This window comes from Variovorax sp. P4_B11, assembly GCF_056402355.1.
Genome location: NZ_JBFUHO010000029.1, coordinates 59,889 through 72,689, shown reverse-complemented (window position 1 = coordinate 72,689; position 12,801 = coordinate 59,889). Strand labels below are relative to the sequence as shown.

12 protein-coding genes are annotated in these 12,801 nt (G+C 67.2%); 9 read left to right on the top strand and 3 right to left on the bottom strand.

What is annotated here, in order from left to right; all coding sequences use genetic code 11:
• The first annotated feature begins 10 nt into the window (after positions 1-10).
• The 9 genes from atpA (at position 11) to AC1DYD_RS23630 (ending at position 10,636) form a co-directional block, all read left to right on the top strand.
• Positions 11-1,564, top strand: coding sequence for a F0F1 ATP synthase subunit alpha (gene atpA, locus AC1DYD_RS23670; protein ID WP_478175194.1), 1,554 nt, complete (start codon positions 11-13; stop codon positions 1,562-1,564).
• A gap of 105 nt (positions 1,565-1,669) precedes the next feature.
• Complete coding sequence (atpG, locus tag AC1DYD_RS23665) at positions 1,670-2,545, top strand: F0F1 ATP synthase subunit gamma (RefSeq protein ID WP_478175193.1); 876 nt, start codon at positions 1,670-1,672, stop codon at positions 2,543-2,545.
• A 43-nt stretch (positions 2,546-2,588) separates the two neighbouring features.
• On the top strand, positions 2,589-4,004 hold the full coding sequence (gene atpD, locus AC1DYD_RS23660; protein WP_478175192.1) for a F0F1 ATP synthase subunit beta: 1,416 nt from the start codon (positions 2,589-2,591) through the stop codon (positions 4,002-4,004).
• Positions 4,005-4,013: 9 nt separating this feature from the next.
• Positions 4,014-4,433 (top strand): F0F1 ATP synthase subunit epsilon, encoded by a 420-nt coding sequence (locus AC1DYD_RS23655; protein ID WP_478175191.1) that lies wholly within the window; start codon positions 4,014-4,016, stop codon positions 4,431-4,433.
• 226 nt (positions 4,434-4,659) lie between these two features.
• Positions 4,660-5,829 (top strand): ROK family protein, encoded by a 1,170-nt coding sequence (locus tag AC1DYD_RS23650; protein WP_478175216.1) that lies wholly within the window; start codon positions 4,660-4,662, stop codon positions 5,827-5,829.
• On the top strand, positions 5,826-7,322 hold the full coding sequence (locus tag AC1DYD_RS23645) for a sugar ABC transporter ATP-binding protein (protein WP_478175190.1): 1,497 nt from the start codon (positions 5,826-5,828) through the stop codon (positions 7,320-7,322). The genes AC1DYD_RS23650 and AC1DYD_RS23645 overlap by 4 nt, the downstream gene beginning before the upstream one ends.
• Positions 7,297-8,313 (top strand): ABC transporter permease, encoded by a 1,017-nt coding sequence (locus AC1DYD_RS23640; protein WP_478175189.1) that lies wholly within the window; start codon positions 7,297-7,299, stop codon positions 8,311-8,313. The genes AC1DYD_RS23645 and AC1DYD_RS23640 overlap by 26 nt, the downstream gene beginning before the upstream one ends.
• Before the next feature lie 56 nt (positions 8,314-8,369).
• Positions 8,370-9,335, top strand: a complete 966-nt coding sequence (locus AC1DYD_RS23635; protein WP_478175188.1) for a substrate-binding domain-containing protein — start codon at positions 8,370-8,372, stop codon at positions 9,333-9,335.
• A 134-nt stretch (positions 9,336-9,469) separates the two neighbouring features.
• A complete protein-coding gene (locus tag AC1DYD_RS23630) occupies positions 9,470-10,636 on the top strand; it encodes a Gfo/Idh/MocA family protein (RefSeq protein ID WP_478175187.1) in 1,167 nt (388 codons plus the stop codon).
• Between the two features lie 67 nt (positions 10,637-10,703).
• On the opposite strand, the gene AC1DYD_RS23625 is transcribed toward AC1DYD_RS23630, so the two are convergent.
• The 3 genes from AC1DYD_RS23625 to AC1DYD_RS23615 are packed head-to-tail and all read right to left on the bottom strand — an operon-like array spanning position 10,704 to position 12,779.
• A complete protein-coding gene (locus AC1DYD_RS23625; protein ID WP_478175186.1) occupies positions 10,704-11,243 on the bottom strand; it encodes a TPM domain-containing protein in 540 nt (179 codons plus the stop codon).
• Positions 11,244-11,245: 2 nt separating this feature from the next.
• Positions 11,246-12,166, bottom strand: a complete 921-nt coding sequence (locus AC1DYD_RS23620) for a TPM domain-containing protein (protein WP_478175185.1) — start codon at positions 12,164-12,166, stop codon at positions 11,246-11,248.
• Between the two features lie 16 nt (positions 12,167-12,182).
• On the bottom strand, positions 12,183-12,779 hold the full coding sequence (locus AC1DYD_RS23615) for a LemA family protein (RefSeq protein ID WP_478175184.1): 597 nt from the start codon (positions 12,777-12,779) through the stop codon (positions 12,183-12,185).
• Positions 12,780-12,801: the final 22 nt, after the last annotated feature.

The window sequence follows — 12,801 nt, the reverse complement described above, 5'->3', positions numbered from 1 at the left end:
GGAAAGAGTCATGCAACTCAATCCCGCAGAAATTTCCGAACTGATCAAGAGCCGCATCGAGGGCCTCGGCGTCAGCGCGAACATCCGCAACGAAGGCACCGTGGTGTCGGTGACCGACGGCATCGTGCGCGTGCACGGCCTGTCGGACGCAATGCAGGGCGAAATGCTCGAGTTCCCGCCGTCGGCTGACGGCACGCCGTCGTTCGGCCTGGCGCTGAACCTCGAGCGCGACTCGGTCGGCGCCGTGATCCTGGGCGAGTACGAGCACATCTCCGAAGGCGACACCGTCAAGTGCACGGGCCGCATTCTCGAAGTGCCGGTCGGCCCCGAACTGATCGGCCGCGTGGTGAATGCGCTGGGCCAGCCGATCGACGGAAAGGGTCCGATCAACGCCAAGATGACCGACGTGATCGAAAAGGTCGCCCCGGGCGTGATCGCCCGCCAGTCGGTCGACCAGCCGATGCAGACCGGCCTGAAGTCGATCGACTCGATGGTGCCGATCGGCCGTGGCCAGCGCGAGCTGATCATCGGCGACCGCCAGACCGGCAAGACCGCCGTGGCGATCGACGCGATCATCAACCAGAAGGGTCAGAACATGACCTGCGTCTACGTCGCGATCGGCCAGAAGGCTTCGTCGATCAAGAACGTGGTGCGTTCGCTGGAACAAGCCGGCGCGATGGAATACACCATCGTGGTCGCCGCCTCCGCTTCGGAATCGGCCGCCATGCAATACGTCAGCGCCTACTCGGGCTGCACGATGGGCGAGTACTTCCGCGACCGCGGCCAGGACGCGCTGATCGTCTATGACGACCTCTCCAAGCAAGCCGTGGCCTACCGCCAGGTCTCGCTGCTGCTGCGCCGCCCGCCGGGCCGCGAAGCCTACCCCGGCGACGTGTTCTATCTCCACAGCCGCCTGCTCGAGCGCGCCGCCCGCGTCAACGCCGACTATGTCGAAGCCTTCACCAAGGGTGAAGTCAAGGGCAAGACCGGCTCGCTGACCGCACTGCCGATCATCGAGACGCAAGCCGGTGACGTGTCGGCCTTCGTTCCGACCAACGTGATCTCGATCACCGACGGCCAGATCTTTCTGGAAACCAACCTGTTCAACGCCGGTATCCGCCCCGCCATCAACGCCGGTATCTCGGTGTCGCGCGTGGGCTCGTCGGCACAGACGAAGATCATCAAGGGCCAGTCCGGCGGTATCCGTACCGACCTGGCCCAGTACCGTGAACTGGCTGCGTTCGCGCAGTTCGCTTCCGACCTCGACGAAGCGACCCGCAAGCAGCTCGACCGCGGTGCCCGGGTGACCGAACTGCTGAAGCAGGCCCAGTACAGCCCGCTGCCCATCTCGCTGATGGGTGCCACGCTGTTCGCGGTCAACAAGGGCTTCATGGACGATGTCGAGATCAAGAAGATCCTCTCTTTCGAACACGGCCTGCACCAGTTCCTGAAGTCCAGCCATGGTGCGCTGCTCGACAAGATCGAGCAGTCCAGGGCGCTCGACAAGGACGCCGAAGCCGAACTGAACACGGCGGTTGCCGCGTTCAAGAAGTCGTTCGCCTGATCGACGACCAAGGAAGGAAACAGTCCATGAGCCCCCACGCTCGCATTCACTCGCTGCCCCCCGCGGGGGCGCGTACCTCCTTGAGGCGGCTCGGCGGAGGTACCCATGGCAGCTGGTAAGGAAATCCGCGGCAAGATCAAATCGGTGGAGAACACCAAGAAGATCACCAAGGCCATGGAAATGGTCTCGGTTTCCAAGATGCGCAAGGCGCAGGAACGCATGCGCGCGGCCCGCCCCTACAGCGAGAAGATCCGCGACATCGCGGCCAACCTCGGCCAGGCGAACCCGGAGTACACGCACGCGTTCATGAAGACGAACGAGGCCAAGGCGGTCGGGTTCATCGTCGTGACCAGCGACAAGGGCCTGTGCGGTGGCTTGAACACCAACCTGCTGCGTGCCGTGACCGCCAAGTTGCGCGAGGCGCAAAGCGCCGGCAAGACGATCGAATCGGTCGCCATCGGCAGCAAGGGGCTCGGCTTCCTGAACCGCATCGGCGCCCGCGTGGTTTCGCACGTGACGCACCTGGGCGACACGCCGCACCTCGACAAGCTCATCGGGCCGGTCAAGACGCTGCTCGATGCCTACGCCGAGGGCAAGATCTCGGCCGTGCACCTCTGCTACACCAAGTTCATCAACACCATCAAGCAAGAGCCGATGGTGGAGCAGCTGCTGCCCCTGGCCGCGGAAACGCTTCGCACCGACTCGGGCCGTCACTCGTGGGACTACATCTACGAACCCGATGCGCAGAGCGTGATCGATGAACTGCTGGTGCGCTATGTCGAATCGCTGGTGTACCAGGCGGTGGCCGAGAACATGGCGTCCGAGCATTCGGCGCGGATGGTGGCCATGAAGGCCGCGACCGACAACGCAGGCAACGTGATCGATGAACTCAAGCTGGTCTACAACAAGACCCGCCAGGCAGGCATCACCAAAGAGCTGTCGGAAATCGTTTCGGGCGCCGCGGCGGCCGCCGGCGTCTGAGCCTTTCGGCCCTCAACAGATTTAAATTTTTATCGGAGCAGACATGGCTCAAGCAGAAGCAGTTCAAGGCAAGATCGTTCAATGTATCGGCGCCGTGGTCGACGTGGAGTTTCCGCGCGACAAGATGCCCAAGATCTACGACGCCTTGAAGTACGAAGGCGGTGGCCTGACCCTCGAGGTGCAGCAGCAGCTCGGCGACGGGGTGGTGCGCACCATTGCGCTCGGCTCGTCGGACGGACTGCGCCGCGGACTGATCGTGACCAACACCGGCGCACCGATCACGGTGCCCGTCGGCAAGGCGACGCTGGGTCGCATCATGGACGTGCTCGGCCGGCCGATCGACGAGCGCGGCGACGTCGGTCAGGAGCTCACCGCTTCGATCCACCGCAAGGCCCCCGAGTACGACGAACTCTCGCCCTCGCAGGACCTGCTTGAAACCGGCATCAAGGTGATCGACCTGGTTTGCCCGTTCGCCAAGGGCGGCAAGGTGGGTCTGTTCGGCGGCGCCGGCGTGGGCAAGACCGTGAACATGATGGAGCTCATCAACAACATCGCCAAGGCGCACTCGGGCCTGTCCGTGTTCGCCGGCGTCGGTGAGCGCACCCGCGAAGGCAACGACTTCTATCATGAGATGGCCGATTCCGGCGTCGTGAACCTCGAGAACCTCGGCGAGTCGAAGGTCGCCATGGTCTACGGCCAGATGAACGAGCCCCCGGGCAACCGTCTGCGCGTGGCCCTGACCGGCCTGACCATCGCCGAGTCGTTCCGCGACGAGGGCCGCGACGTGCTGTTCTTCGTCGACAACATCTACCGCTACACGCTGGCCGGTACCGAAGTGTCGGCGCTGCTGGGCCGGATGCCTTCCGCCGTGGGCTACCAGCCGACGCTGGCCGAAGAAATGGGCCGTCTGCAAGAGCGGATCACGTCGACCAAGGTCGGCTCGATCACCTCGATCCAGGCCGTTTACGTGCCGGCCGACGACTTGACCGACCCGTCGCCCGCCACCACCTTCGCCCACCTGGACTCCACCGTGGTGCTGTCGCGCGACATCGCCTCGCTCGGTATCTACCCGGCCGTGGACCCGCTGGACTCGACCTCGCGCCAGCTCGACCCGCTGGTCGTCGGCGAAGAGCACTACAACGTGGCCCGCGCCGTGCAAGGCACGCTGCAGCGCTACAAGGAACTGCGCGACATCATCGCCATTCTGGGCATGGACGAACTGGCACCGGAAGACAAGCTGGCCGTGGCCCGCGCCCGGAAGATCCAGCGCTTCCTGTCGCAGCCTTTCCACGTGGCCGAAGTGTTCACCGGTTCGCCCGGCAAGTACGTGCCGCTGTCCGAGACGATCCGCGGCTTCAAGATGATCGTGAACGGCGAAGCCGACCACCTGCCGGAACAAGCGTTCTACATGGTGGGTGGCATTGATGAAGCTTTCGAAAAGGCCAAGAAGGTCGCTTAAGGAATCCCCATGGCAGGCACCATTCACGTCAACGTGGTCAGCGCCGAGGAGTCGATCTTCTCGGGCGAGGCCAAGTTCGTTGCTCTGCCCGGTGAAGCCGGCGAGCTCGGCATCTACCCGCGCCACACGCCGCTGATCACGCGCATCCGCCCCGGCGCGGTGCGCATCGAGACGGCCGACGGCGGCGAGGAATTCGTCTTCGTGGCCGGCGGCATTCTCGAAGTGCAACCGACCACCGTGACCGTGCTGTCCGACACCGCGATCCGCGGCAAGGACCTCGACGACGAGAAGGCCAACGCCGCCAAGGCCGCGGCCGAGGAAGCGCTCAAGACCGCCAAGACCGACATCGATATCGCGATGGCGCAGTCGGAACTGGCGGTCATGGCGGCCCAACTCGCGGCACTGCGCAAGTACCGCCAAAAAAAGTAGGGCTCGCCCAGCTTCGCGATTCAAGGCCGCCTTCGGGCGGCTTTTGCGTTCTTGGGCGCCATGATCGACAACTTTGGTCTTTATTTGGCCAAAGTTAAGTCTTGTTCGGCTGAAGCCTCGCCTCTAGTATTCGCTCGATCCGCCCCGGCCCGGCCGCGGCGAGACGACGAAGAACAAGACTGGAGACAAGCACTTGGCCCCTTGGAGCCGATTGACCGCGGACGAGATGCTCCTGCTGGAGACCACCTTCTGGTCGGCCGGCGGATCGCGCCATGGCATGGCCGAGCAGCTCGGCTTCTCGAAGAGCAAGGCCAATGCGTTGATCGCCGGCCTGGTCGATCAGGGCCTGCTCGCCGAAGCCGGCCTGCAGCGCTCCTCGGGCGGCCGGCGGCCCGAGAAGCTCCAATTGCATGCCGGCCTCGGCGTGGTGGTGGGCATCGACATCGGCGCCACCAGCCTCGACGTCGCCGTGCTGGGCCCGGACCTCGCCGTGCTGGCCCACCACGCGGAAGCCGCCGACGTGCGCGAAGGCCCGGGCGTCGTCCTGGCCCGGGTGCGCGTGCTGGTGCGCGAGTTGCTGGCGCGGGCCGGCTTCGAGGCCCGCCAGGTGATCGGCATCGGCATCGGCGTGCCGGGGCCGGTCAACTTCGAGATCGGTCAGCTGGTGAACCCGCCGCTGATGCCGGCCTGGGACAGCTTCTCGATCCGGGACTACCTGCGCGAGGACTACGCAGCGCCGGTATTCGTCGACAACGACGTCAACCTGATGGCGCTCGGCGAGCTCTGGCGCCTCAGGCGCTCGCTCTCGAATTTCCTCGTCATCAAGGTCGGCACCGGCATCGGCTGCGGCATCGTCTGCCATGGCGAGGTGTATCGCGGTGCCGCCGGGTCGGCCGGCGACGTCGGCCATATCTGCGTCGACCAGGAAGGCCCGCGTTGCCATTGCGGCAACCTGGGCTGCGTCGAGGCGATGGCGGCCGGCCCGGCGATCACGCGGATGGCGTTGCGGGCTGCCGAGGCCGGCGAGAGCGCCGCGCTGGCGGCGTGCCTGCGCAGCAACGGCCGCATCGAGGCGATCGACGTCGGCGAGGCCAGCCGTGCGGGCGATGCCTCGGCCAACGCGATCGTTCAGCGCTCCGGCAGCCTGATCGGCCAGATGCTGGCGTCGATCGTCAACTTCTTCAATCCGTCGCACGTGTTCATCGGCGGCGGCATCACGCGCATCGGCCCGCTGTTCCTGGCCGCCGTGCGGCAGAGCGTCTACCAGCGGTCGCTGGCGCTGTCGACACGGCACCTGGAGATCCAGTACACGCCGCTGGGCGCGCAGGCCGGCTTGATCGGCGCCGGCGTGCTGGCGATGCACGAGACGCTGAAGGTGCGCGGAGTGGCGCCGTGAAAAACGCTGTTGCAGTCGAGTTCGACAGCGTGGTGAAGGCCTTCGGTCCGGTGCAGGTGCTGCATGGCGTGAGCTTCTCGCTGGCACCCGGCCGTGTCTACGGCCTGCTCGGCGAGAACGGTGCCGGCAAGTCGACGCTGATGAAGATCCTCGCCGGCTACGAGTCGCTGACCGGCGGCACGCTCACGGTCAATGGCGAGCCGCAGCAGTTCACCAGCTCGCGCGATGCCGAGGCGCTCGGCATCGTGCTGATCCACCAGGAGTTCAACCTGGCGGAAGACTTGAGCGTGGCCCAGAACATCTTTCTCGGCCACGAGAAGAAGAAGGGCTGGCTGCTCGACGACGCTGCAATGGAGCGCGATGCGGCGAGTGCGCTGGCGGAGGTCGGACTCGACATCGATCCGAGCACCAAGGTGCGCCGGCTGATCGTGGCCGAGAAGCAGCTGGTCGAGATCGCCAAGGCCATCTCGCGCCACGCCCGCCTCCTGATCATGGACGAGCCGACCGCGACCCTCACGCCCGGCGAGACCGAGCGCCTGTTCAAGCTGATCGCCCAGCTGCGCGCCGACGGCGTGACCATCGTCTACATCTCGCACAAGCTCGACGAGGTCGAGCAGGTCACCGACGAGGTGATCGTGATGCGCGATGGCCGTTTCGTCGCGAGAGCGATGACCTCCGACGTCACGCGCCACCAGATGGCGAACCTGATGGTCGGGCGCGAGCTGGCCGATCTCTATCCGCCGCGCGACGTGGTGGTCACGGCGGCCGCCCCGGCGATGCGAGTGCGCGACTTCGTCGTGCCCGGGTGGGCGCAGAACGCGAGCTTCGAAGTGCGTCCGGGCGAGATCCTGGGCTTTGCCGGCCTCGTCGGCGCCGGGCGCACCGAGCTGTTCGAAGGTCTGCTGGGCCTGCGCCCCGCCACGGGCACGGTCGAGATCGAAGGCCAGGCGCGCCGCTTGCGCAATCCGCGCGATGCCGCCAAGCATGGACTGACCTACTTGAGCGAGGACCGCAAGGGCAAGGGCCTGCACGTCAACCTCGGCCTGCGCCAGAACCTGACGCTGATGGCGCTCGAACGCTATGCGCGGCCCTGGCTGAAACCCGAGGCCGAACGCAGCGCGCTGGCCGAGGCCGTGAAGGACTACGGCATCCGCACCGGCGACCTCGATGCCCGTGCCTCCTCGCTGTCGGGCGGCAACCAGCAGAAGCTGGCGCTGGCCAAGGTGCTGCAGCCGCGGCCCAAGGTGGTGGTGCTCGACGAGCCGACCCGCGGCGTCGATGTCGGCGCCAAGCGCGACATCTACTTCCTGATCCAGCGACTGGCCCGCCAGGGGCTGGCCGTGATCGTCGTGTCCTCCGAGCTGATGGAGCTGATCGGACTGTGCCACCGCGTCGCGGTGATGCGCGCGGGCCGTCTGGTCGCCACGCTCGATGCCGACCATCTGACCGAAGAGGACTTGATCGCTCATGCCACCGGAACCGCTTCCTCGTAGCGCCCAGGCCGCGCACCGCCCGCTCACCCGCCCGCGCTGGACCGAGCGCCTGCACGGCTTGGGCCCGGTCATCGGCCTGGTGCTGCTGTGCATCGCCGGCACCTTGCTGAACGGCGATTTCGCTACGCTCGACAACGCGATGAACGTGCTCACGCGCACCGCCTTCATCGGCATCATCGCGGTCGGCATGTGCTTCGTGATCATCTCGGGCGGCATCGATCTGTCGGTCGGCTCGATGGCCGCGCTGATCGCCGGCTGCGTGATCATGTTCATCAACGCGATGGGCCCGGCGCTCGGCTCGCCGCTGCTCGCGGTGGTGCTCGGCGCGGTGCTGGCCGTGGTGCTCGGCGCCACCTTCGGCCTGGCGCACGGGCTCCTGATCACCAAGGGGCGCATCGAGCCCTTCATCGTGACGCTCGGCACGCTGGGCATCTTCCGCGCCTACCTGACCTACTTCGCCGACGGCGGCGCGCTGACGCTGGACAACGAGCTGTCGGACCTCTATGCGCCGGTGTACTACGCGAGCCTCGCGGGCATCCCGGTGCCGGTGTGGGTGTTCTTCATCGTCGCCGTGATCGGCGGCCTGATCCTCAACCGCACCGCCTATGGGCGCTACGTGCAGGCGATCGGCTCGAACGAGCAGGTGGCGCGCTATGCGGCGGTCGGCGTCGACAACGTCAAGATCATGACCTACGTGCTGCTCGGCGTCTGCGTCGGCATCGCGACCCTGCTGTACGTACCGCGGCTCGGCTCGGCCTCGCCGACCACCGGCCTGCTGTGGGAGCTCGAGGCGATCGCCGCGGTGATCGTCGGCGGCACGGCGCTCAAGGGCGGCGCCGGCAGCATCACGGGCACCGTGATCGGCGCGATCCTGCTCTCGGTCATCAGCAACATCCTGAACCTCACCAGCATCATCAGCGTGTACCTCAATGCCGCGGTGCAGGGCATCGTGATCATCGTCGTGGCCTTCCTGCAGCGCGGCAAGCGCTAGGCCGCGCGCTCTTTTTCCCGTCCGTTCCACTTCTTTCACAACAGGAGACAAGCAGCATGACACCCCTCACACGACGCCTGGCGCTGAGCGCCCTTGCCGCCGCGAGCATCGCGGCCTTCCCGGCGCTGGCGGCCGCCGAGACGGTCAACCTCGGCGTCTCGATCCCGGCCGCGACGCACAGCTTCATGGGCGGCATCAACTACTGGGCCAACCAGGCCAAGAAAGACCTCGAGAAAGAGCACAAGGACCTGAAGATCACCATCAAGACCGCAGCCAACGCGCCCGAGCAGGCCAACCAGCTGCAGGACCTGTCGACCGTGAGCAAGATCAACGCGCTGGTCGTGTTTCCGTTCGAGTCGGCCGCGCTGACCAAGCCGGTGGCCCAGGTCAAGGCCAAGGGCACCTATGTCACGGTGGTCGACCGCGGCCTGACCGACACCAGCGCCCAGGACGCCTACGTGGCCGGCGACAACACCGCCTTCGGCAAGATTCCCGCTGAATACATTGCCAAGAAGCTCAACGGAAAGGGCAATGTGGTGGCGTTGCGCGGCATCGCCACCACGCTGGACAACGAGCGCATGGATGCCTTCAACAGCGTGCTCAAGGACTACCCGGGCATCACGCTGCTCGACGCCAAATACGCCAACTGGAACCGCGACGACGCCTTCAAGGTGACGCAGGACTACCTGACGCGCTTCAAGAAGATCGACGCCATCTGGGCCGCCGACGACGACATGGCGGTGGGCGTGCTGAAGGCCATCGAGCAGGCCAAGCGCGACGACATCCTGGTGGTGTTCGGTGGTGCCGGCGCCAAGGGCATGGTCAAGACCATCATGGACGGCAAGGATCCGCGGATCCAGGCCGACGTGAGCTACTCGCCGAAGTTCATCTACGACGCGATCAAGCTCACGGCCGAAGCCCGGCTGAAGGGCGAGAAGCTGCCGGCGACGACGATCATTCCTTCGGTGCTGATCACCAAGGACAACGCGAAGAGCTTCTACCACCCGGACTCGCCTTTCTGATTGTTGCTCGCCCCCAGGTTGCCCGGCACTTCGTGTCCGGGCGCCCACCCCCTACCGGGGGCAACACCAGCGGCCCGGCAAAGCCGGTTCCGCGGTGTTTCACCAAGGGCGCGCTTCGCGGCGCTTGAAACTGCATGACACACGACACTCTTCCGCGCAAGCTGCGCTACGCGATGGTCGGCGGCGGTCGCGACGCCTTCATCGGCGCGGTGCACCGCAAGGCGATCGCGCTCGACGGGCAGATCGAACTGGTCGCCGGCGCGCTGTCGTCGAGCCCCGAGAAAGCCAAGGCCTCGGGGCGCGAGCTGTTCCTGGCCGAGGACCGCAATCACGGCGACTGGCAGGCCCTGCTCGACGACGAGCTGAAGCGGCCGACCGACGAGCGCATCGACTTCGTCTCGATCGTCACGCCGAATCACGTCCACCACCCCGTGGCTCAAGCGTTTGTCGACGCCGGCTTCCACGTGGTCTGCGACAAGCCGCTGGTGCACACGCGTGTGCAGGCCGACGCGCTGGTCGCGGCGGTGGCACGGCAGGGCACGGTGTTCGGCGTCACCTACAACTACACCGGCTACCCGATGGTCCGGCAGGCGCGCGAGATGGCGCGCGCGGGCCAGCTCGGCGAGATCCGCAAGGTGGTCGTCGAATACAACCAGGGCTGGCTCGCGACGCGTCTCGAAGGCGAAGGCAACAAGCAGGCCGCGTGGCGCAGCGACCCGGCGAAGAGCGGTGCCGCGGGGGCGATCGGCGACATCGGCTCGCATGCCGAGAACCTGGTCGCGACCGTGACGGGCCTTCAGATCGAAAGCCTCTGCGCCGACCTGAGCGCGCTGGTGCCCGGGCGGCCGCTCGACGACGACGGCAGCCTGCTGCTGCGCTTCGCCGGCGGTGCGCGCGGCGTGCTGATCGCATCGCAGATCAACACCGGGCTCGAGAACGACCTGCGGCTGCGGGTCTCCGGCACGCTCGGCACGCTGATCTGGCGGCAGGAACAGCCGAGCGAACTGACGCACCTGCCGCACGACGGGCCGAAGCGCATCCTCACGCGCGGCTCGCCCTGGTTGTGCGAAGCGGCGCAGCGCGCGAGCCGGCTGCCGAGCGGGCATCCGGAAGGCTTCATCGAGGCCTTCGCCAATGTATACGGCGGGGTGGCGGCGGACATCCGGGCGCGGCTTGCGGGCCAGGCCGCAGATCCGCTTGCGGCTGACTATCCGCGCGTGGAAGACGGCGCACGCGGCGTGCGCTTCATCGAGCGCACGGTGGCCTCGGCGGCCAGTGAACTGAAGTGGACGCCCTGGTGAAGCGGGCACGGGGGTCGCAGGCCGCGGCTCACGGCGCGTCGCGCCCGATCAGCGAGGGCATCTCGGGCTACAGCACCACCGGCGCATCCGGCAGCTCGTTGCGATCCGCCTGCCCCTCCGCCAGCGGAAAGTGCTCGACCAGCAGCGCCGACACCTCTTCCAGCGCCTGGGTCAGCCCGTCCTCGAAGCGCCCCTCGCGGAAAGCGGCGCCCATGCGCTGGGCCATCGCTGCCCACTGCGCGTCGTCGACGCGGGCATCGATGCCGCGGTCGGCGACGATCTCGATCGCGTGCTCGGCCAGCAGCAGGTAGATCAGCACGCCGTTGTTGTGCTCGGTGTCCCAGACCCTCAGCTTGCCGAACAGCATGATCGCGCGCTCGCGCGCCGGCGCACCGCGCCACAGGTAGGACAGCGGCAGCCCGGCCTCGACGCAGACGCGGATCTCGCCGCTGTGGCGCCGCTCGCTGGCGGCGACGCGGCGCGTGAGCCGGTCCAGCACCTCGGCCGGCAAGGCGCGGCGAACATCGGCCTCGTCGGTCCAGCGGTGGCGCCAGATGCGGCCCAGTCGGGCGAACAGCGAAGCGGAGGAAGATGAAGGAGATGCCATGGCTACCAGTCTCCCGAAGCGCCGCCGCCGCCGAAGTCGCCTCCGCCACCGGAGCTGAAGCCGCCGCCGCCGCCGCCCGAAGACGATCCGCCGCCCCAGCCGCCGCCGCCGCCAAAGCCGCCACCGCCTCGCCGCCCGATCGACGGCCCGGCGCCGAGCGCGGTCGACAGCAGCGTGAAGAGCAGGGCGCCCAGCGCGGCCAGCACCGCGATCACGAGGCTCGATGTCAGCACCATCACCACCACGCCGGTCAGCCCGCCGAGCGCCAGCGAGCCCGGGACCTTGCCGAGGATGCGGCGCGCGATCGGCCCGCCCACCAGGACGACGGCGAACAGGAAGATGCCGAGGTCCTGCCAGTTGAAGCCGCTGCCGGAAGCGCGGCCGTCGCCGAAGTCGCCGCCGCGCGCATCCACCTCCGGCAGGGCCTCGCCGTTGACGCGGGCGATCAGCTGGTCGGCCGCGGCATCGAGTCCGCCGGCGAAGTCGTTCTGGCGGAAGCGCGGCTTCATCGCCTCGTCGATGATGCGGGCCGCGGCCAGGTCGGGCACCGCGCCTTCGAGCGCCTTGGCGACCTCGATGCGCATCTTGCGGTCGTCCTTGGCGACCACCACCAGGATGCCGTCGCCGACCGCCTTGCGGCCGATCTTCCAGGCGTTGCCGACCCGGTTGGCGTAGCTCGCGATGTCCTCGGGCTGCGTGGTCGGGACCATCAGCATCACGATCTGCGAGCCCTTCTTCTGCTCGAAGGCCTGCAGCTTGGCGTCGAGCGCGCTGCGTTGCGCGGCGCTCAGCGTGCCGGTCTGGTCGATCACGCGGGCGTCGAGCGCGGGCACCGGCAGCAGGCCCTGTGCCTGCGCGCCGACCAGCGCCGCCGCCATCAGGAGGAGGGCCGTCAGCGCCTGCCGGATGCGGGCCGCCGTCATCGCGTGCTGCCGCCCGCTACTTCTTCGGAGCGCTGAAATCGACCGTCGGCGGCGTCGAGATCTGGGCTTCGTTCTGGACCGAGAAATTGGCCTTGGGCGGGTAGCCCATCACCTTGGCCGTCAGGTTGGTCGGGAAGCTGCGGGCCAGCACGTTGTACTCCTGCACCGTCTGGATGTAGCGGTTGCGCGCCACCGTGATGCGGTTCTCGGTGCCCTCCAGCGTCACGCGCAGGTCGCGGAAGGCCTGGTTGGCCTTCAGATTGGGATACTGCTCCGACACCGCCATCAGCCGCGACAGCGCGCTCGAGAGCTCGCCCTGCGCCTGCTGGAACTTGTTGAAGGCCTCGGGATTGTTGAGCGTCTCGGGCGTGACCTGGATCGAGGTCGCCTTGGCGCGCGCCTCGATCACCTTGGTCAGCGTCTCCTGCTCGAAGTTGGCCTCGCCCTTGACCGTGGCGACGATGTTGGGCACCAGGTCGGCGCGCCGCTGGTACTGGTTGAGCACCTCGCTCCAGGCCGACTTGCTGGCCTCGTCGAGTCGCTGGAAGTCGTTGTAGCCGCAGCCCGCGAGCGACAGCGTCGCGACGATGATCAGTAGCCAGCGTTTCAACATGTCCGAATCCTCTCTGTGCGAA

Excerpts from the sequence above, each read along its gene's own strand:
- atpG (WP_478175193.1), top strand. The coding sequence starts at position 1,670 with ATGGCAGCTGGTAAGGAAATCCGCGGCAAGATCAAATCGGTGGAGAAC.
- AC1DYD_RS23630 (WP_478175187.1), top strand. The coding sequence starts at position 9,470 with ATGACACACGACACTCTTCCGCGCAAGCTGCGCTACGCGATGGTCGGC.
- AC1DYD_RS23635 (WP_478175188.1), top strand. The coding sequence starts at position 8,370 with ATGACACCCCTCACACGACGCCTGGCGCTGAGCGCCCTTGCCGCCGCG.
- atpD (WP_478175192.1), top strand. The coding sequence starts at position 2,589 with ATGGCTCAAGCAGAAGCAGTTCAAGGCAAGATCGTTCAATGTATCGGC.
- atpA (WP_478175194.1), top strand. The coding sequence starts at position 11 with ATGCAACTCAATCCCGCAGAAATTTCCGAACTGATCAAGAGCCGCATC.
- AC1DYD_RS23625 (WP_478175186.1), bottom strand. The coding sequence starts at position 11,243 with ATGGCATCTCCTTCATCTTCCTCCGCTTCGCTGTTCGCCCGACTGGGC.
- AC1DYD_RS23650 (WP_478175216.1), top strand. The coding sequence starts at position 4,660 with ATGCTCCTGCTGGAGACCACCTTCTGGTCGGCCGGCGGATCGCGCCAT.
- AC1DYD_RS23615 (WP_478175184.1), bottom strand. The coding sequence starts at position 12,779 with ATGTTGAAACGCTGGCTACTGATCATCGTCGCGACGCTGTCGCTCGCG.
- AC1DYD_RS23640 (WP_478175189.1), top strand. The coding sequence starts at position 7,297 with ATGCCACCGGAACCGCTTCCTCGTAGCGCCCAGGCCGCGCACCGCCCG.
- AC1DYD_RS23620 (WP_478175185.1), bottom strand. The coding sequence starts at position 12,166 with ATGACGGCGGCCCGCATCCGGCAGGCGCTGACGGCCCTCCTCCTGATG.
- AC1DYD_RS23655 (WP_478175191.1), top strand. The coding sequence starts at position 4,014 with ATGGCAGGCACCATTCACGTCAACGTGGTCAGCGCCGAGGAGTCGATC.